Origin of the sequence: Arsukibacterium tuosuense (assembly GCF_900215315.1) — a bacterium.
GTDB classification, from domain to species: Bacteria; Pseudomonadota; Gammaproteobacteria; order Enterobacterales; family Alteromonadaceae; genus Alishewanella; species Alishewanella tuosuense.
In genome coordinates, this window is the sequence record NZ_OBEB01000005.1 from 25,300 (window position 1) to 45,214 (window position 19,915).

The following is a 19,915-nucleotide window of genomic DNA, read 5'->3' on the forward strand; positions in this document are numbered from 1 at the left end:
AACCCATTAAAGCAAAAATAAAGCAAATAACAGGTGTGCCTAATCCTTAGCTGATTGTGTACCCAATTAATACACAGGTGTAACTATGCGTAAATTAAACCCGCTGGCGCTGGCTATTGCTGGCAGCTTACTCGCGTCTCCTTATGGCTATGCGCAACAGGAAACGGCTAAAGAAGAAGAAAAAGTTGAGCGAATTGAAGTAACTGGTTCGCGGATTAAAGGCGTTGATCTGGAAGGTACCCAACCTCTGGTAGTTATCTCTGCCGACGATATTAAAAATTCCGGCGCCAGCTCAATTTATGATCTGTTAAAAGACTTAGGTCAGGTACGGGGGGGTAGTGGTACCTTCTCTACTTCTGAAAGCGGTGCCACTTCAACTTCTACTCCGGCAGGCCAGGCAGCTGCCTCGCTGCGTGGCTTAGGTCCCTCTTCTACCCTGACTCTGGTAAATGGCCGACGCATTGCTGCTTCTTCTTTTGCAGCAGGCACCCAGAACTTTGTTGACGTAAACAGTATTCCACTGGCAGCAATCGAACGGGTAGAAGTGCTGGCAACCGGTGCGTCTGCTATATATGGTGCTGACGCCGTTGCCGGGGTAATTAACTATATCCTGAAAACCGACTATGAAGGTGCAGAGGTTAATTTATCCTACGGTAACAGCACTGCATCCTCTGATGAAAGTAAGATAAACGCTAATATCCTGCTAGGTACTGAACTGGCTGGTGGTAACTTAACCCTGTTTGCAGATATCTATGATCGCAAAGGTTACACCGCACAGGACCGTGAGTTTACCCGCAATCCCAGCTTAGTCAGTAATTACTCCTATTTACCTAAGGGTGTGCCAAATATTTATTACTGGTCAGCAGTAGATGGCAACGAAATAGCCAGCCCAGCCTGCACCAGCCCGCTGGTGACCACGGAGTTGGGCGAACAGATTTGTGCTTACTATCCTAATCAGGATGATGTATTAGAAACTCCGTTTGAAAGCGCTTCTGCCGGTTTTAACTTCCGCAAAGAGTTCAGTAATGACGTAGTGTGGAATACCGACTTCTTCTACAGCCACACGTCGTCTGTTTCATCATCCAGCCCTGCGCCGATTAACCAGGTAAGTGATGAGGAAGGCCCATGGGTGCAGGAAACCGCACTGGATGTGTTCCCGGATGAGCTGCGTGATTCCTTACTGGACCAGATTTATATCGATCCATTTACCAGCGAAGCAGGTCAACGCCTGTGGGGTTTCCGGTTTGATGCCCGCTTTAACACGCCAAGAACCGTAGAAGTAACCAGCGATTCATTCCGGCTGGTTAGCAGCTTAGCCGGCAGCACCGAAAACTGGGACTGGGAAACTGCCGTGTTGCTGTCGCGTTCAGAATCAGAGCAGAAAGCCATTGCCGGCATTTACAACCGTTATAAATACCACGCCGCCATCGCTGGCGAGCTGTGTCAGGATGGCAGTATTGCCAGTTACGACAGTGACGCTGACAGCTTAAGCTGCAATAGCGGTGCCGGTTTAGCCGGTGTATATAACCCGTTTTTGGCCAATGATCCGGCCAATGAAGCATTGCTGGGGCTGGCACAGGAAGTCCCGACCAGGGATGGTGTCAGCACAGTTTATGGTTGGGACGCGCGGGTAAGTGGAGATTTATTTGAATTTAACGGCCAGCTGGTTCGTTCAGCCTTTGGCCTCGAGCTTCGTAAGGAAGAAATTACCGATACACCATCTGCCAATGCCCAGGCCAGTGCGGCCAATGACTATCTGGTTGACGTGTTTGGTTTTGGCTCCAGCTTATCAGCTGCAGACAGAACCCAGATGGCAGCTTTTGCTGAGATTTACGCACCACTGAGTGATACCGTCGAGCTGCAACTGGCTGGCCGTTACGATCACTACGACGATTTTGGTAGTACCTTTAACCCTAAAGTCGGCATTACCTGGCGGCCGCTGGACAGCCTGATTTTACGTGGTTCCTGGGCCACATCTTTCCGGGCACCTTCGTTGACTCAGGCTGGGGTAAAACTCAGAACCACTACCGCAACTTTTGACTGTAGTGCCAACCAAACCGTGTCAGATTTATACTGTGAAGGCGCCGGCTTTACCAGTAGCCCGAACGTGCTGGAGCTGGGCAACGCTGCCCTGCAGGCTGAAACCTCTGAGTCAGTTAGTTTAGGTTTTGGCTGGAGCCCGACCCGCGACACCACAATTACCGTTGATTACTGGCAGTTTGAACATAAGAAACTGGTCGATACCGATATGACAGCCATGCTGGCCCGCACGGCTACCGACGCCAGTGTTCGTCATTGTGGTCTGGTGCCCGATGGCGAATTAGGTATCTCCTACGATCCGGCGCTGTGTGACGTTACCGACTTAGCGGGTCTTACCGTTGAAGACGATGGTGCTAACATGGCAGAGATCCTTGATGCCTGGGTTGAATATGACGATCCACGTTTTGCTGAATTGCCTTTGTTCCGTGATCACGTTATTCAGCTGGATAACGTTGGCCGCCAGGATGTCAGCGGTATTGATGCCCGTTTCAGCCACACTTTCGATTTAGCCGGTGGCCGTCTGGGTATGGATCTGGACTGGACCCACTACCTTGAATTTGAGCGCAATAAAGCGGGCTCAGATGAAGTTGAAGCATTGATTGGTACTTTCCGGTACCCGGAAAATATCGGTAGCGCCCGTATCTCATGGAGCGGTGAAGCACTTTATCTGGGGCTGACTGCACTTTATACCTCATCATACCAGGACGATACTGCCCGCTTACGCGGTCGTAACCTGGACGAGTTGGACGAGCTAGGTCTGATTGACGCTGAGGGTAATCGCGATGTGTCCTCCTGGACCACATTGCGGGCCAATATTGGTTATGACTTTGAACATGCTTCTATAAACTTCACTGTCGACAACCTGCTTGATCGTGACCCGCCAGCAGTATTTGGCAGCAGTCGCGGTTTCGACTCTATCAACCACAACGCCTATGGCCGCAACTATCGTGTATCCTTTAGCTATTTCTTTTAATTAGCAAAGACGCGGGCGTGAAATGATTGTCAGGTTCACGCCCGCACATTACCGATAGCTACCACAAGGCTTACACTATGGCTAACCAAGTAAAACAACCGGTGTCGATGCCGGACGCCTTTGTCATCCTGTTTTTTGTGATGATTCTGGCGGCTCTGGCATCCCATCTTATCCCGGCAGGCTCATTCGATATTATTGAAGTGGCTGTTGAAACCGACAGTGCCGTAAAAACCAAAAGCCGGATAGACCCTACCAGCTTTACTCTGGCAACTGACAGCAACGCCGGTGTACCGCTGTTTGCTGAAGGCGGCGGTGTCGGCTTTTTAAATTATGCCTTTGAGGGTATGGTTTCCGGCAATAAATGGGGCTCTGCAGTCGGCGTTATCGCTTTTATCCTGCTAACTGGTGGTGCTTTTGGCATCATTATGAAAACCGGCGCTATCCACAATGGCATTCTGGCGTTAATAGAAAAAACCAAACGGCTGGAGTTTCTGTTTATTCCGCTGTTATTCGTGCTGTTTTCACTGGGCGGCGCCATCTTTGGTATGGGTGAAGAGGCCATTGCCTTTTGTATCGTGCTACTACCGTTAATGCTGGCGCTGGGATACGATGCTATTACCACCGTACTGGTAACCTACATCGCTACCCAGATTGGCTTTGCGACCAGTTGGATGAACCCGTTTAATGTGGCTATTGCCCAGGGCATTGCAGAGATTCCGCTGTTATCGGGTGCGGACTTACGGCTGGTCATGTGGCTGGTATTTACCCTGTTCGGGGTTATTTTTACTATGCGCTACGCGGCCAGAATTAAACGCGACCCAAGCAGTTCACTCAGCTATGCCAGCGATCAAAAGTTACGCAGTCAACAGCAACAGCAAGCCGTTAATAGTTACAGCACCATCGACAGTATTATTTTACTGGCGTTTTTTGCCGGTTTAGTCTGGATAATCTGGGGTGTGACAGTACGCCAGTATTATATTCCGGAAATTGCCAGCCAGTTTTTTACCATTGGTATCGTGATAGCAGTCATTGCTGTCATTGGTAAACGGCTCAGAGTTAATGAAGCAGCCGATGGTTTTAAACAGGGCGCCAGCGAATTGCTGCCGGCGGCACTTATTGTCGGTATGGCCAAAGGTATAGTACTGCTGCTCGGCGGTGACAACCCGGAAACCCCGTCAGTGTTAAATACCCTGCTTTACTACTCTGGCCAGGCGCTCGGCGACTTACCTGCCTATTTATCTGCCTGGCTAATGCTGGTTATTCAGTCGGTATTTAATTTCTTTGTCGCCTCTGGCTCTGGCCAGGCAGCGCTGACCATGCCGCTAATTGCACCACTGGCCGATATGGTTGGCTTAAGCCGGCAAATTGCCGTACTGGCTTTTCAACTGGGCGATGGCCTGACTAACTGTATTATTCCTACTTCTGCCGCACTTATCGGCTGCCTGGGCGTGGTTCGGGTAGACTGGACCATCTGGCTGAAATTCGTCTGGAAATTACAACTTTGGCTGTTTGCCCTGGCCAGTATCTTTATGCTGGTTGCGGTTGCTATCGGCTATCAGTAACGAGGTTATTTTGAACACAATTTTTCTGATAAAAAATGTTGAGGTTTACGCGCCACAGCCGCTCGGTAAACAAGACATTGTGCTGGCCGGCGGTAAAATTATTGCCATTGGTCAGCAGTTTAATACTGGCAGTAGCGACTTACCGCTAACGGTAATTGATGGCAGTGGCAGCATTGCCGTACCGGGCTTTGTTGATTCACTGGTGCACTTTATTGGCGGTGGTGGCGAAGGCGGCTTTGCCACCCGTACCCCGGAAATGCAGCTGACTGATGCCACCCTGGGCGGCGTTACCACGGCCATTGGCGTGTTGGGTACTGATGCCACCACCCGTACTCTTACCAATTTGCTGGCAAAAGCCCATGCCTTACAAACGGAAGGCATTACTACCTATTGTCATACCGGTTCTTATCAGGTGCCTTGTCGCACCCTGACGGGCAGCATCACTGACGATCTTATTCTGATTGATAAATTCATTGGTGTTGGCGAAATTGCGATAAGCGATCATCGTTCATCGCAGCCGACTACGGATGAAATCAGAAAAGTGGCATCAGCCGCTAAAGTTGGCGGTATTCTGTCTGGTAAAGGTGGCACCGTCAGCGTGCATATGGGCGCCGGCGAGCGTATTCTGCAACCGATTTATGATGCCGTTGCGGGTACAGAGCTTAGTTTAAAGCAGTTTTACCCTACCCACATGAACCGTAACCGCGCAGTATTTGAGGCAGGTCTGGAATTCGCCGGCCAGGGTGGCGTAATCGACTTTACCACCAGTACCACAGCATACGATCTGGAGCATGGTGAAGTTGCTGCTGCTGCTGCACTGGCTGAGGCGCTACAGGCAGGTATTAACCCGCTGCAACTGACCCTAAGCTCAGACGGCAATGCCAGTCTGCCAATCTACAGTGACAATGGCGACTTGCTGGGCCTGCAGGTTGGCCAGGTAAGTACGCTGTTTCAATCGGCACGCGATGCCATCTTAAGCCATAAAGTCAGTATCAGTGACGCTATCTGTGCCATCACTCACTCGCCGGCCGCCGTGCTTGGGCTGCAACAAAAAGGTAGGCTGGCCGCAGGCTTAGACGCCGATCTGGTACTGCTAAATCGCGACGATCTGGCTATAAATCAGGTTTTTGCGATGGGTAAGCAATTGGTCCTAAACGGCAAGGCCACTGTAAAAGGCATGTTTGAACGCTAGAAATACTAACCAACGGCTTTTCGCATAAATATATGCATAAACACTATAATGGCTAACCATAAAAAGCTGCTTCGGCAGCTTTTTTTTATGCCAAACTGGTATTGATGGCGGAAATAACGCCAATTCATGTAATTTATTTTCACTTTAAAGCCAGCACATCCAGTTTATGATAGACGGCCAGACGGATAAACTTCACTTGCTTTTTCGGCTTTTTCTTAGTATACCTGTTCATCTTGGTGGGTTTAGACGGCCAAACGAATTAGATTCGTACAAACTACAACGCATTGACCACTGATTTATCATTGAAAGAACTCTCGTTATTTTCTTTCAGTAGCAAATAATCAGACCATAAGAATAATAATTCATATTTATTAAATAATTATACATTTGCAAGGCAAGTTTGGAGGTAAGTCATGGCGTTGTATCAGCATAGTCAGGCACGGGAAAATTGTGGCTTTGGCCTGATAGCACATATTGAAGGTGCGGCCAGCCATCGGATTGTCAGAACCGCCATTAATGGCCTGGATCGGATGCAACACCGTGGTGGTATTTCGGCCGACGGTAAAACCGGTGATGGCTGCGGTTTATTAATGCAAAAGCCCGACAGTTTTTTTCGGGCCATTGCCGAAGAAAACGGTTGGAATCTGGCAAAGAAATACGGCGTTGGCATAATCTTCCTGAGCCAGGATCCCGAGAAAGCGGCCGCAGCAAAAGCCATTATCAATAAAGAAATTGCCCGGGAAACGTTGTCTCTGGTGACATGGCGCACTGTGCCAACCGACAGCAGCGTGCTTGGTCCGCTGGCATTGGAGTCAATGCCGCAAATTGAACAGGTTATTGTAAATGCGCCGCATGGCTGGGGCGATCACGATTTAGAACGCCGGCTTTATATGGTAAGGCGCCGGGTAGAGCAGCAGCTGGCTGGCGATCCGGATTTTTACATCCCCAGTTTCTCATCATTAGTAACGGTGTTTAAAGGCCTGATGATGCCGGCCGACTTACCGCGTTATTACACTGATTTAGCTGATATCCGGATGGAAACCGCCATCTGCGTCTTCCACCAGCGTTTTTCCACCAATACCATGCCGCGCTGGCCACTGGCCCAGCCGTTTCGTTATCTGGCCCATAATGGTGAAATTAATACTATTACCGGCAACCGGCAATGGGCCCGGGCCCGCCAGTATAAATTTGCCTCCCCGCTGTTGCCCGATTTACAGGACGCGGCGCCCTTTGTTGGCCAGACGGGTTCAGATTCCAGCTCACTGGATAACCAGCTTGAACTGCTGCTGGCCGGCGGCATGGATTTATTCCGCGCCATGCGTTTGTTAGTGCCACCAGCCTGGCAGGGCAACCGGGTAATGGACGATAATTTAAAAGCATTTTACGAATTTAACTCGATGCATATGGAGCCGTGGGACGGCCCGGCCGGCATTGTGATGACCAATGGTCAGCATGTTGCCTGTAATCTGGACCGCAACGGCTTGCGCCCTGCCCGCTTTGTTATTACCCGCGATAAATTAATTACTCTGGCGTCTGAAGTTGGGATCTGGGATTACACCCCGGATGAAGTGGTCGAAAAAGGCCGGGTTGGCCCCGGTGAAATGCTGGCGATAGATACCACTACCGGCCAGATCTGGCGATCGGATGAAATCGATAACGATTTAATGGCCCGCCATACCTATCGCAGCTGGCTCAACGATAACGTGCAGCGGCTGGTACCCTATGAGCAATACGAAACTGACCTGATTGGTAAGCGGGTATTTGACGATGACACCATGCAGGTGTATCACAAACTGTTTAACTACAGCTATGAAGAAATTGAGCAGGTAATGACCGTACTGGCCAAAGATGGTCAGGAAGCGGTTGGCTCAATGGGTGACGATACGCCAATGGCGGTATTATCGCGCAAACCGCGCAATTTATTTGATTATTTCCGGCAGCAATTTGCTCAGGTAACCAACCCGCCAATCGACCCGCTGCGCGAAGCCCATGTGATGTCACTGGCGACCAGTATTGGCCGCGAGCATAACGTATTTAAAGAAACTGCCGGCTACGCCCGTCGCATTCAGTTTGAATCGCCGGTAATGATGTACTCCGACTTAAAGCAACTGCGCCAGGCGGATGAGAAATATTATAAAAACCAGGTATTCTCGTTAAATTTTGACCCGCAGCAGCAGAATTTAGAGCAGGCGACCCGCAACTTGTGCGACAACGTGGTTAGCGCGGTGCGCGACGACAACGTCGTGCTGGTGATCCTGACAGACCGGCGCATCGATCAAGGCCTTATTCCTATCCCGGCGGCTATGGCGGTGGGTGCGGTACAAATGGCCCTGGTGAATGCCCAGCTGCGCTGCGACTCCAATATTATTATTGAAACCGCCAGCGCCCGCGATTCGCATCATTTTGCCGTGTTAATTGGCCTGGGCGCCACCGGTATTTACCCGTTTCTGGCCTATGAAACCGTCGAGCAGCTGGTTGAAAAAGGCACTATTAACTTAAGTGCCCGTCAGGCGGTGCTGAATTACCGCAAAGGCATCAATAAAGGCCTGTTTAAAATCATGTCGAAAATGGGCATCTCAACAGTTGCCAGTTACCGCTGCTCTAACCTGTTTGAAGCGGTCGGCATTAATAAAGATGTAATGCAGCTGTGCTTTGCCGATTTACCCTCCCGGATTGGCGGCGCCAGCTTTATTGACTTTGAGCAGGATGTGCAGCAACTGGCCAATATTGCCTGGTTAAAACGCAAACCAATGAACCACGGTGGCCTGTTAAAATATGTGCACGATGGCGAATACCATGCCTATAACCCCGACGTAGTGACCAGCCTGCAAAAAGCGGTGCGCTCGGGCAAATATGAAGACTATCTGGTTTACAGTAACCATGTTAACCAGCGGCCGGTCGCTCATTTACGCGACTTACTGCAACTGGCTAATGATACTGACGGCGTTGCCTTAGCAGAAGTAGAAGCAGCGGAAAACTTATACCCGCGCTTTGACAGTGCAGCGATGTCTATCGGCGCGCTCAGCCCGGAAGCACACGAAGCGCTGGCTATTGCGATGAACCGCTTAGGCGGGCGCTCGAACTCCGGTGAAGGCGGCGAAGATCCACGCCGTTTTGGTACCGAGAAAAACTCGAAAATTAAACAGGTTGCTTCGGGCCGCTTTGGGGTAACCCCGCATTACTTAGTTAATGCTGAAGTTATTCAGATAAAAGTGGCTCAGGGCGCCAAGCCCGGTGAGGGTGGCCAGCTGCCCGGTGAAAAAGTCACGGCAGAAATTGCCCGGCTACGTTACTCGGTGCCGGGTGTAACGTTAATATCGCCACCGCCGCATCATGACATTTACTCCATTGAAGATTTAGCCCAGCTGATTTTCGATTTAAAACAGGTAAACCCAGAGGCGCTGATCTCGGTAAAACTGGTTTCAGAGCCGGGCATTGGCACCATTGCCACCGGCGTGGCCAAAGCCTATGCCGATTTAATTACCGTATCAGGTTACGATGGCGGCACCGGCGCCAGCCCGCTTACTTCGGTTAAATATGCCGGCAGCCCGTGGGAACTTGGCCTGGCTGAAGTGCACCAGGCCTTAGTAGAAAATGGTTTGCGTGACAGAGTGCGGTTGCAGGTAGATGGCGGCTTAAAAACCGGCCTGGATGTAGTAAAAGCGGCTATTTTAGGCGCCGAAAGCTTTGGCTTTGGTACCGGGCCGATGGTGGCGCTGGGTTGTAAATTCCTGCGTATTTGCCATTTAAATAACTGCGCCACCGGGGTAGCAACTCAGGATGAAACCCTGCGCCGCGACCATTTTACCGGCCTGCCGGAAATGGTGATGAACTACTTTAAATTTCTGGCCCATGAAGTGCGCGAACTAATGGCAGAACTTGGGGTGACTGAGCTGACCCAGTTAATAGGCCGCACCGATTTACTGACCGCCAAAGCAAGCGAAACCCAGAAACAAGCCAGACTGGATCTGACCCCGATCTTACAGGCCAGTGGCGTGACATCTGACAAACCACTGCACTGTGTTAAGAACAACACGCCGTTTGATCCGGGCGCGCTGAACCAGCAGCTGCTGGAGCGCTGCCAGCAAATGGTGATTAACAAAACCGGTGGCCAGCTCAGCCTGCCTATCCGCAATACCGACCGCTCGGTTGGCGCAGCGCTGTCGGGCTTTATTGCCCGTAAGCATGGCAATCAGGGTATGGCCACCGATCCTATCCGCTTACGCTTTACCGGCACCGCCGGCCAGAGCTTTGGGGTATGGAATGCCGGCGGCCTGCACTTAGCGCTGCAAGGCGACGCCAATGACTATGTTGGTAAAGGCATGACCGGCGGTCAGATCGCTATTTTCCCGGCCAAGGGCGCCAGCTTTGCCAAAAACGGCTTCGCCATTGCCGGCAATACCTGTTTGTACGGCGCCACCGGCGGTCGTTTTTATGCAGCCGGCCAGGCAGGCGAGCGTTTTGCGGTGCGTAACTCCGGCGCGTTGGCGGTAGTAGAAGGCACCGGCGATAACTGCTGTGAATATATGACCGGCGGCGTGGTCGTGGTACTGGGCTGCACCGGGGTTAACTTTGGTGCCGGTATGACCGGCGGCTTTGCTTACTTGCTGGACGAGCAGGACGACTTAGAGCTGCGGGTAAACCCGGAGCTGGTGGAGGCGCTGGACGTCAGCACGCCAATATTGCAGGAGCATTTGCGCAGCCTGTTACACCAACACGTAGAGGAAACCGGCAGCGACAAAGCGCAGCGTATCCTGTCTGATTTCAATAATTACTTAAGCAAATTTAAGCTGGTTAAACCAAAAACCAGCGATGTAAATACCTTGCTGGGACACCGCGCTCGCTCTTCTGCCGAGCTGCGGGTTCAGGCGATGTAAGGGCAAAGGAAACGTTATGGCACAGAATGTATATCAGTTTATCGACGTCAAACGGATTGATCCGCCAAAACGCTCACACAGCGAACGCACTATCGAGTTCGTGGAAATTTATCAGCCGATGACCAACACCCAGGTGGAAGGTCAGGCCGACCGTTGTCTGGATTGCGGCAACCCATACTGTGAATGGAAGTGCCCGGTGCACAACTATATTCCACAGTGGTTAAAGCTGGCTAACGAAGGCAAAATTATTGAAGCAGCCGAGCTGTCACACAAAACCAACAGCTTGCCAGAAGTATGTGGCCGGGTTTGCCCGCAAGACCGGCTGTGCGAAGGCGCCTGCACCCTGGATGAAGGTTTTGGCGCGGTAACCATCGGCAGTATTGAAAAGTACATTAACGATAAAGCCTTTGAAATGGGCTGGCGCCCCGATTTATCGGCGGTAATTAAAACCGACCGCCGGGTAGCGGTAATTGGCGCCGGCCCGGCCGGCTTAGCCTGTGCCGATGTACTGGTACGTAATGGCGTATCACCGGTGGTGTTCGACCGCTATCCGGAAATTGGCGGCCTGCTAACCTTTGGTATTCCGCCCTTTAAGCTGGAAAAAGAAGTACTGAGCCGCCGGCGCGACATTTTTGAAAGCATGGGTATTGAGTTTCGGTTAAATACCAATGTCGGGGTCGATGTCAGCTTTGACAGCCTGCTGGATGAATACGACGCGGTGTTTTTAGCCCTGGGTACTTACACCCCGATGAAAGGCGGTTTAGTGAATGAAGACGCGCCCGGTGTCCATGAAGCGCTGCCGTTTTTAATTGGCAATATCAATAACCTGATGGGCTGGCAAACGGAACATCCATACATCAGCTTAAAAGATAAAACTGTGGTGGTGCTGGGTGGTGGTGACACAGCAATGGACTGCGTTCGTACCTCGATTCGCCAGGGCGCGACTAAGGTCAGTTGTGCTTACCGGCGCGATGAAGCCAATATGCCAGGCTCGCGTAAAGAAGTGCAAAATGCCCGCGAGGAAGGGGTAGAGTTTTTGTTTAACCTGCAACCGCTGGGTATTGAAGTAGATGCGGATGGCAAGGTCTGTGGTGTAAAAGTCATCAGCACTGAGCTTGGCGCACCAGACGCCAAAGGCCGGCGCAGCCCGGAGCCAATTGTCGGTTCAGAGCAGGTACTGGCGGCTGACGCGGTGATTATCGCTTTTGGTTTTCAGCCAAGCCCACCGCAGTGGTTAATTGATATGGGTGTAGCGCTCGATACTAAAGGTCGGGTGGTTGCGTCTGAGCAAAGCCCCTATGCGCTGCAAACCAACCAGCAGAAAATTTTTGCCGGTGGCGATATGGTATTAGGCTCTGACTTAGTAGTAACCGCCATTGCCCAAGGCCGTAAAGCCGCTGAGGGGATGTTGGACTACTTGCAGGTGTAAATCCGCAAGTATAAAGCTAATCGGGTTGGCTGCATGCAGTTGCCAACCGCTAAGCCGGAGTTAATAAGCGAGATTAGGTTTGCCCTAAGCCAACCGTCTACGCCCTGGACGGGCGTAGAGGAGTCTATAGGGACATATTCACGACGTGTTGGCGTGGGCAAACCGGTTCGAGCAATACTCATAGCTCTACGCAACAACCAAAGGACTAAACCCATGCCCTCATTTACCCTACCCGATCTCTGCGACGCTCACGCCAACTGCATCCGCGTAGCCGAGCCAATCTTTCAAAACTATGGTGGCAAAGCCGCCTTTGGCGGGCAAATTGTTACCGTAAAATGCTTTGAAGATAACTCCAAAGTTAAACAACTGGTGGCAACCCCGGGCCAGGGCAAAGTGCTGGTAGTTGATGGCGGTGGCTCAAAACGCCATGCGCTGCTCGGCGATATGCTGGCCGAACAAGCTGCAGCCAATGGCTGGGAAGGTATTATTATCAACGGCTGTATTCGCGATATCGACGAAATACGCCAAACCCCACTAGGCGTGCAGGCGCTGGGTATTCACCCAATGAAAACCGACAAGCGGGATTTGGGTGATATCAACCTGACGGTGACCTTCGCCGGAGTCGACTTTATCCCAGGCCAGTATTTGTATGCCGATAATAATGGGGTATTGGTGGCGACGAAGCAGTTGGTGTAAGTAGCTTTATTTTCAACGAAAATTCAGAACGGTTCGCACGCTGTTCCTTGATGAAAAATCATCTGCCATTTTTCGCGATCAAAGCGCCAGATTGAACTCCGCACCGAATAACTCAGGCCATCACATTCTGCACGCTGTATCGTAGCGCGGTAGGTTAACTGCGCCAGACCTTCAGATAAAACCCGGCACTCAAAATCTTGCTGGCTGATAACAGGTGGCGCTTCAGTTGGCAAGCGCTCAAGCACATCAGCTTTACCAAAACAGCGGCCAGTCGCTGCAATCTCATAAAAATCATCGGCCAGATAGCTGTCCAAAAGCTGCACTGACAACCGGGTTGCAGGCTGTACAAGCAGCTGTTCCAGTTCAGTTAGTTGCTGTTTGAGGATTATGCTATCCATGTAGTTCCAGATCCGGTCATTGGAAAAATAATTAACCCTCACTATAGAAAAGAAAAGCCGCAATTGGCTTTCTCTCATAAAAATAGGAGTTTTAAATATGTATTACATTATTCTGGAAACGTTACCACTTTTTACCGCAATCGCGTACATGATTGCAGAATATTTCAAATTGGATTTCCCCTAAAACACTAACCACTTTACCTGGTTTGGCATCGGCTTCGTAATTTTGGCTACCGGTGCTTGCTGGTTTATTTGGCGAAAGTAACTTTTTAGCAAACGACCAAGTCAGCTAGGCGATCAGCTTTTTTGGACCTAGCATTTTACGCCACTGATTTACTAATATTTTGCGAAACGACATACGCCTTGTACTGGGCGTCAATTCTGAAGAACACGTCTACCGGCGCGTTATAAACCCGCTTAATCTTGGTTGCCAGCTCAATACTCAACTCACTTTCACCGTTTATAAAACGGGTAATGGTAGATTTAGCCACATTAAGATCACGGGCGGCATCAGCTGCAGTCAGGTTCTTACGCTGCAGGAAACGCTTAAAGTGCGCGCCAGCGCCCTTTGGTGCGCCAATCAGGCCCATCTCACGCAGATTTTCACTGGTCAGTAATTCAGTACTATTTTTCATATCATTAATCACCTTTGTTCAGAGCAGCGCGCTGAAATTACCCAACACGCTTTATGTCAATCCAACTTAGCCGTAGTGAATAACCTCAATCAGCAGCATTTCGTTCCCTTCACTTTCCCCCAACAGACCGGCCACCACAAACTGAAAGTTTTCCCGTATCGATACACTGAAACCGTTGCCTTCCAGCACCATATCGCCTAACAAGACTTCCTTGGCCTCCTGCAGTGATATCGCATTAACCAGAACATCAATCACATCCGTTATTTCTTCTCTGGCAACGGCAGATAGGCTGTTAATAGCTGCCTCTGTACTTGCTTCCTTTCCCGGTTTAACAACTACCCGCAATAGTCACCTCCTTGTTCGCTGCCCTTATCAGAGATATAACTATTCTAGACGCAAGTTGCGCAACCCGCAACCCGCAACCCGCAACCCAGGCTTGACCGCTAAGCAGGTACTTATTTAAATACAAGAAAAACACAATTCGCGATACATCGTGGCTTCATTTCTTGGTGCCAGCAGTGCTTATCGCAGAAGGTTGAAATAGTCGTAGGATTTAAGCGTATTTTCCTTAATAATCAGGTGCGAATAGCCACTTTTAACTAAAAGGATTTTACTGAATGCGCTGTAAAATTAACATTCTTGCCCTGCTGCTTGGTATCGTGCTGCAGCTGGTGTTGAATCAGGCTAATGCCGAGGAAAACGATTTTAACCTGCATATTCATGTGCATTATCAGCAGGAAAAGGACTTGTGGCAGGTTAATTATGTATTGCCGATAGCGGTTGATCATGTCGCGTTTAGCCGCAACAGCAATTTTGACCGGCGTAATTTATACCACTTTGACCCTGCAAAATTTGTCTGGGACAAAGCTGGCGACGTGCTACTGATCAGAAGCATAGACGGTAGCAAGTTCACCTCACTGGAGCTGAGCTTTAACTCTTACTATGACTTTATCCAGAAAGACTACACTCACAATATAAAATACACGGATGGCAGTACCCTGTTATATACCAACCATCTGACGCTGGGCGCCAATATTATTGAGGACAAAGCAATAAGCCCGATAGGCGCATCTTTTAGCGGCACCCGGTTCCACTTCTATGCCCCTAACCAAAATATTATTTTTCTCGGCCAAAGCTACCAGGATCAGGCACAGTGGGTCTTAGACAATGACGGCACTTACATATACTTTGGCAATATTACGCCAATTGAAACAGACAATATGCTGGCGATCGTCGACCCTGATTTACCTAAATGGGTATGGCACCACACCCAGCAATACTTTCCGAAGCTGTTTGACTATTACCAGCAAAAAACTGGCCAGCCGTTAGATTTTAAGCCGGTTGTATTTTTTAATTATGACCAGCTTGACGGTGACTATTCGAATTACAGTGGCGGCACCTTAGATGGACTGGTGCAACTGACCATAAATGGCAAGCGCTGGAACCAGGAAAATAATGAGCAGTTTAATACCTTATTTCATTTCTTAGCGCATGAAGTAGCTCACTTCTGGAACGGCGAGATGTTTGCTTTCGAAGAGCAAAATCACGCCTGGATGCATGAAGGTGGTGCTGATGCGTTTGCCAATTTTGCCATGCTGGAATTCGGCTTAATTGATAACGCACAAATGCTGTTGCGGTTCGAAGAAGCCGCCAATAATTGTGTGTTAAATAAAGGTGCAGAGTCGCTGGAGCAATCCGCTAAATTATGGCGCTATCGCAATTACTACAACTGTGGTGCGGCCATGGCACTGGCCAGCCATCTGGCGATTCAGGCAAAATCTCCGGACAAATCCGTATTTAATCTTTGGCAAGGGATGTTCAAAGCCAATGCAGCAAGCAGAAGCTACAACCAGCAAGATTATTTTGACCAGTTGAGCTTATTAACAGGCTCGAAAACGCTGGCAAAAGCACTGGCGCGATTCAGCCACGACACTGAGCTTGATAACCAAGCGGAAGTGGCAAGCTGGTTTACGCAGTCTGGCATAACCGTTTCATTATCAGAAGAGCATCCGGCCGAAGTAAAACAACATTGGGGCAAGCAAATTATCTCTGATCTTATGCGAACGCACTGCAATGCCATAAGCATTAGCAGTTATGATGACTATCTAAAAACCTACCCGATAGAATCTTGCAAAGCTTTCGAGAAAAGCTATGAAATCCAATATGTTGGTAACTTCGACATTTATAAAGAGGGTATTGCGGCATACCAGCTGTTTCGCGAAAGCTGCGAAAATAATCACAATATTGTGCTGAAGAACAGAGCGAAGCAACCAATGGCGGAGATTAGCTGTTTAAGCATCCCGCGACACATCAGCCCCTACATGAAATTGGTATCTAAAACTGCTTCCTGAAACTGAAAGTTAAGTTCAGACTCCAGAGCCAGGATAGACTTTATCCCCGACTAGTTTGTCTATGCCGATAATAATGGTGCGCTGGTGGCGACTAAGCAGTTCAATTTTTTCCTGCATGGCTTCATCTTCAGCCACATCAAGTTGCAGGGTTATATCTGATAATCTATGTTTGCACTGGTACCTTGCAGCAAGCGGTGATACCTTGCTGCAATTTGCAGGTAGGGCAGCACATCCTCTGGTTGAACCTGCGCTGCGGCTGCAGCTTGCTGCAATGCCAACCCACAGACGTGATATACACCCCTGACTCTTTCATGAAAGTAACTGAATCCTACTGGCATGAGCGGGCCGGTCCAATACCATTTGTAGCAGTAGTATTCCAAATGTTCGTAAAGTAAGTCGTGTGTCTCTTCCTTCATGGCGTACAACTTACCGTCGGCGATAGATCCATTCCTGTATTGTTTCAGGCTATCAACTCTACCGTGCACTCGCTTAATATGTATTTCGCGCCTGGCGTAAATATAGGGCAGTAGATCAGTCAGAAGCGAATTTAAGTCTGCACCAATATAATTCTGTATTAGCATTGCATCATAAGCTTTCCCAGTAATGCCCTGACAAAGCTTCTCAGCCGCATTTAAAATATCGGACAGGTGGCCGACTTCAACATCGAGTATAAATTGATAATGCTCATAGGATGGTGAAACAAGTTTTTCAAATACTGGAGTGTCACTTTTTATAGCCAGGGTGGTTAAGAATAAACTCCTTTCATAGACACCTGTAATGCTTTTGACTTTCATTATCACATTCTGAACCGTTACCCTTGGTTTTTTATGGTAGGTATATTCAGAGGTGTCTGCATGATTGCCCTGGCTAGTGTTCTTGCGTATTTGCGCCTTAATTTTGCTATCTGCCTTACCAAAAACACCTTCAATGCCATCGATAGAAATCTTAATAGCATTAAGCTTCTGTGAATTTACTATTGTAATAAAAGCGCCAATAAAGCCCAAAACAGCTGCCATAAACGTGTATGCGCCAGCTGCTTGACCTTTGGTATGTATTAATAAATAAATTGAAAAAATTAATAGAACGACAAGAGTAAAAATGATCAGATTTTTTTTGTCTGGATCTCTAAGACGTACATCGTAAGTGCCGCCTTTAACTTGATACTGCCCTTGGGCATCTAATTGAGGAAGGTAATTAATTCTAAAACTATGGAACTCATAAGCACGAAAAAATGTTGACTCATAATCTTCAACATCTTTACCGTCTAGCCCCAAAGTTCGTCGCCACCTAATTTAAGCATGTGCCCATCCTTATCATGTGTGAACTACGTTTCTGCTTTTCTCGCTAGAGAATCTAGCACAACAACATATTTTTTTCCAACATTTACCCCCAGCGGGGTCTGGTCTTTTTGCCTTTTTTGTCTATTGGCAAAATGAAAGACCTGCCCCCAAAACCACAGGGATCGCAAGAGTGCGTCACTGCCCCGGTAGTGACGTAATTTCCCTGACAATAATCTGGTTTACATTGGCCGCCACTGTCTTTACATTAATCCGGCGTAATAAAAATAATAATTTCCCGGGGTTACAATGAAACTAAAAATGATCGTAACTGTTGCAAGCTTAGCTGTACTAAGCGCTTGCAACCCTGCAGATACCACACAGCAAGCCAATTCAGAAGTGCAAACATCCATGACAGCAAGCATTACCGAAGCACCGCTATGGTTAGAAGAGGTTGAAGGCGAACAGGCACTTGCTAAGGTGACTGGCTGGAATAAACGCACGCTGGACAAACTTACCAGCGACCCGCGTTTTAGCCAATATCAACAGGCGGCCTTAAATATCGTAAATGCCACCGATAAAATCCCGTATGGAACCTACCGCAACGATATGGTGTACAACTTCTGGCAGGATGAAAACCATGTCAGGGGGGTGTTACGCCAAACCAGTCTGGCTGAATACAGCAAAGCGCAACCGCAATGGCAAACGCTGCTGGATATTGATGCCCTGTCTGCCGCGGAAGGCAAAAACTGGGTGTTTAAAGGGACAACCTGCGCAGAAACCAATCATAACCTTTGCATGGTGTCGCTATCTGATGGCGGCAAAGATGCGGTAGAAATGCGCGAGTGGGATCGCGCCAGCAAAACCTTCGTTGATAAGGGTTTTTATCTGCCGGAAGCCAAAACAGCCCTAAGCTGGAATAATCCCGACAGCTTGCATGTTGGCACTAACTGGGGCGATGACTCACTGACTGACAGCGGCTATCCCTATGTTATTAAACAACTGCAACGCGGCCAGTCGCTGGACGAAGCCGTGACAGTGTTTAGTGGCAGTAAAACCGATGTCGGCGTATTTCCTTATGCGCTGAAGCACCAGGATCAACAGTTAAATATGGTGGTGCGGGCCATTACGTTTTACGAGTCTGAATACTATTGGTTACCGGAAAAAGGCGACCCGGTTCAGTTACCAATCCCCAATACTTCAAGTATCAACGGCATTTTTAAAGGGCAACTTATTTTAAGCCTGAAACAAGACTGGACTCCGGATGGCAGTACCACCGCCTTTAAAAGTGGCGCCTTAGTGTCTTTTGATATGCAAAACTGGCTGCAGAATAACAAAATTGGTGCCGTGCAATTGGTGTATCAGCCAGATGAACGTGCCACGCTGGATGGGGTATCGATTACCGCCAGCAAACTGGTGATTAATCTGCTGGAAAACGTGGTCAACAATATCTATGTGTATGACTTCGATGGTGACTGGCAGCACAACAAGCTGGCCTTGCCGGATAACAGCACGATGTCGGTGTCTTCAGCCAATGATGACAGCGACATTATTTTTGTTAATCAGGAAAATTTTGTTTCGCAAGACACCCTGTATCAGGTGAATGTCAGCAACGCTGATATTGTAGCGATTAAATCGACGCCGGCCCGGTTTGATGCCACTGATCTGGTGGTTCAGCAATATTTTGCCAGTTCGACTGACGGTGAAAAAATACCGTATTTTGTTGTGCACAAACAAGGCATCACTCTCGACGGCAGCAACCCTACCCTGCAATATGCCTACGGCGGCTTTGAAATATCAATGAAACCCAGTTATTCCGGCATTCTGGGTAAAAACTGGCTGGAACAGGGCGGCGTTTATGTGCTGGCCAATATCCGCGGTGGCGGTGAGTACGGCCCGGCCTGGCACCAGGCGGGGTTAAAAACCAAGCGTCAGGTTATTTTCGACGATATGATTGCGGTAGCGGAAGATATCATTGCCAAAAAAATCACCTCACCCAAGCATCTGGGGGTAATGGGTGGTTCAAATGGCGGCTTATTAATGGGCGTGATGTATACCCAGCGGCCTGATTTATGGAATGCCGTGGTGTGTCAGGTGCCATTGCTGGATATGTTGCGTTATCACACCCTATTGGCGGGCGCTTCATGGGTTGGCGAGTTTGGCAGCCCGGATATTCCGGAAGAGCGGGCTTTTCTGCAAAAAATATCGCCGTTACACAATATTGATCCTAAGGGCGAGTATCCTTCGATATTTTTTGTGACCTCGACCAAAGATGATCGGGTACATCCGGCACACGCCAGAAAAATGGCTTATATGTTAGAACAGTATGGCCACAATTTTGAATACTATGAAAACATTGACGGCGGCCATTCTGCGGCAGCGAATCTGCAGGAAACAGCCAAAAGAACGGCGCTTGAGTACACCTTTTTAAGTCAGCAGTTAATGAAATAACTACTAATGAAGTGACTATTAATGAAGTGACTGT

Annotated in this window: 12 protein-coding genes; 8 read left to right on the plus strand and 4 right to left on the minus strand. The window is 49.1% G+C overall.

From position 1 onward, the window contains the following. Positions 1-85: 85 nt before the first annotated feature. The 6 genes from CRO03_RS11045 to rraA all read left to right on the plus strand — a co-directional run bounded on the left by CRO03_RS11045 (position 86) and on the right by rraA (position 12,769). Positions 86-3,013, plus strand: a complete 2,928-nt coding sequence (locus CRO03_RS11045) for a TonB-dependent receptor domain-containing protein (protein ID WP_097111696.1) — start codon at positions 86-88, stop codon at positions 3,011-3,013. Between the two features lie 77 nt (positions 3,014-3,090). After that, positions 3,091-4,575 carry a putative basic amino acid antiporter YfcC gene (gene yfcC / locus CRO03_RS11050; RefSeq protein WP_097111697.1) on the plus strand — a complete coding sequence of 495 codons (1,485 nt, stop codon included), beginning with the start codon at positions 3,091-3,093 and terminating at the stop codon, positions 4,573-4,575. Between the two features lie 10 nt (positions 4,576-4,585). Next, on the plus strand, positions 4,586-5,767 hold the full coding sequence (iadA, locus tag CRO03_RS11055; RefSeq protein ID WP_097111969.1) for a beta-aspartyl-peptidase: 1,182 nt from the start codon (positions 4,586-4,588) through the stop codon (positions 5,765-5,767). A 413-nt stretch (positions 5,768-6,180) separates the two neighbouring features. Beyond that, positions 6,181-10,644: a glutamate synthase large subunit gene (gltB, locus tag CRO03_RS11060; protein ID WP_097111698.1), complete on the plus strand. Its 4,464-nt coding sequence runs from the start codon at positions 6,181-6,183 to the stop codon at positions 10,642-10,644. Positions 10,645-10,660: 16 nt separating this feature from the next. Beyond that, the gene (locus CRO03_RS11065) at positions 10,661-12,073 is read left to right on the plus strand and encodes an FAD-dependent oxidoreductase (protein ID WP_097111699.1); all 1,413 of its coding nucleotides are present in this window, start codon (positions 10,661-10,663) and stop codon (positions 12,071-12,073) included. Positions 12,074-12,286: 213 nt separating this feature from the next. Beyond that, positions 12,287-12,769, plus strand: coding sequence for a ribonuclease E activity regulator RraA (gene rraA, locus CRO03_RS11070; RefSeq protein WP_097111700.1), 483 nt, complete (start codon positions 12,287-12,289; stop codon positions 12,767-12,769). A gap of 23 nt (positions 12,770-12,792) precedes the next feature. On the opposite strand, the gene CRO03_RS11075 is transcribed toward rraA, so the two are convergent. The 3 genes from CRO03_RS11075 to CRO03_RS11085 all read right to left on the minus strand — a co-directional run bounded on the left by CRO03_RS11075 (position 12,793) and on the right by CRO03_RS11085 (position 14,147). Beyond that, positions 12,793-13,167, minus strand: coding sequence for a nuclear transport factor 2 family protein (locus CRO03_RS11075; protein WP_097111701.1), 375 nt, complete (start codon positions 13,165-13,167; stop codon positions 12,793-12,795). 320 nt (positions 13,168-13,487) lie between these two features. Continuing rightward, positions 13,488-13,802 (minus strand): helix-turn-helix transcriptional regulator, encoded by a 315-nt coding sequence (locus CRO03_RS11080; protein WP_097111702.1) that lies wholly within the window; start codon positions 13,800-13,802, stop codon positions 13,488-13,490. A gap of 66 nt (positions 13,803-13,868) precedes the next feature. Continuing rightward, positions 13,869-14,147 (minus strand): hypothetical protein, encoded by a 279-nt coding sequence (locus CRO03_RS11085; RefSeq protein WP_097111703.1) that lies wholly within the window; start codon positions 14,145-14,147, stop codon positions 13,869-13,871. Positions 14,148-14,419: 272 nt separating this feature from the next. Between CRO03_RS11085 and CRO03_RS11090 the strand changes: the two genes are divergently transcribed. Beyond that, positions 14,420-16,153, plus strand: a complete 1,734-nt coding sequence (locus CRO03_RS11090; protein WP_097111704.1) for a gluzincin family metallopeptidase — start codon at positions 14,420-14,422, stop codon at positions 16,151-16,153. 149 nt (positions 16,154-16,302) lie between these two features. Here the strand turns inward: CRO03_RS11090 and CRO03_RS11095 are convergent, their stop codons facing one another. Further along, on the minus strand, positions 16,303-17,427 hold the full coding sequence (locus tag CRO03_RS11095; RefSeq protein WP_097111705.1) for a hypothetical protein: 1,125 nt from the start codon (positions 17,425-17,427) through the stop codon (positions 16,303-16,305). Between the two features lie 312 nt (positions 17,428-17,739). On the opposite strand from CRO03_RS11095, the gene CRO03_RS11100 reads away from it, so the two are divergent. Beyond that, positions 17,740-19,881, plus strand: a complete 2,142-nt coding sequence (locus tag CRO03_RS11100) for a prolyl oligopeptidase family serine peptidase (RefSeq protein ID WP_097111706.1) — start codon at positions 17,740-17,742, stop codon at positions 19,879-19,881. Positions 19,882-19,915: the final 34 nt, after the last annotated feature.

Coding starts and splice junctions, on each gene's coding strand:
- rraA (WP_097111700.1), top strand. CDS start 12,287: ATGCCCTCATTTACCCTACCCGATCTCTGCGACGCTCACGCCAACTGC.
- yfcC (WP_097111697.1), top strand. CDS start 3,091: ATGGCTAACCAAGTAAAACAACCGGTGTCGATGCCGGACGCCTTTGTC.
- CRO03_RS11065 (WP_097111699.1), top strand. CDS start 10,661: ATGGCACAGAATGTATATCAGTTTATCGACGTCAAACGGATTGATCCG.
- CRO03_RS11080 (WP_097111702.1), bottom strand. CDS start 13,802: ATGAAAAATAGTACTGAATTACTGACCAGTGAAAATCTGCGTGAGATG.
- gltB (WP_097111698.1), top strand. CDS start 6,181: ATGGCGTTGTATCAGCATAGTCAGGCACGGGAAAATTGTGGCTTTGGC.
- CRO03_RS11090 (WP_097111704.1), top strand. CDS start 14,420: ATGCGCTGTAAAATTAACATTCTTGCCCTGCTGCTTGGTATCGTGCTG.
- CRO03_RS11045 (WP_097111696.1), top strand. CDS start 86: ATGCGTAAATTAAACCCGCTGGCGCTGGCTATTGCTGGCAGCTTACTC.
- CRO03_RS11100 (WP_097111706.1), top strand. CDS start 17,740: ATGAAACTAAAAATGATCGTAACTGTTGCAAGCTTAGCTGTACTAAGC.
- CRO03_RS11075 (WP_097111701.1), bottom strand. CDS start 13,167: ATGGATAGCATAATCCTCAAACAGCAACTAACTGAACTGGAACAGCTG.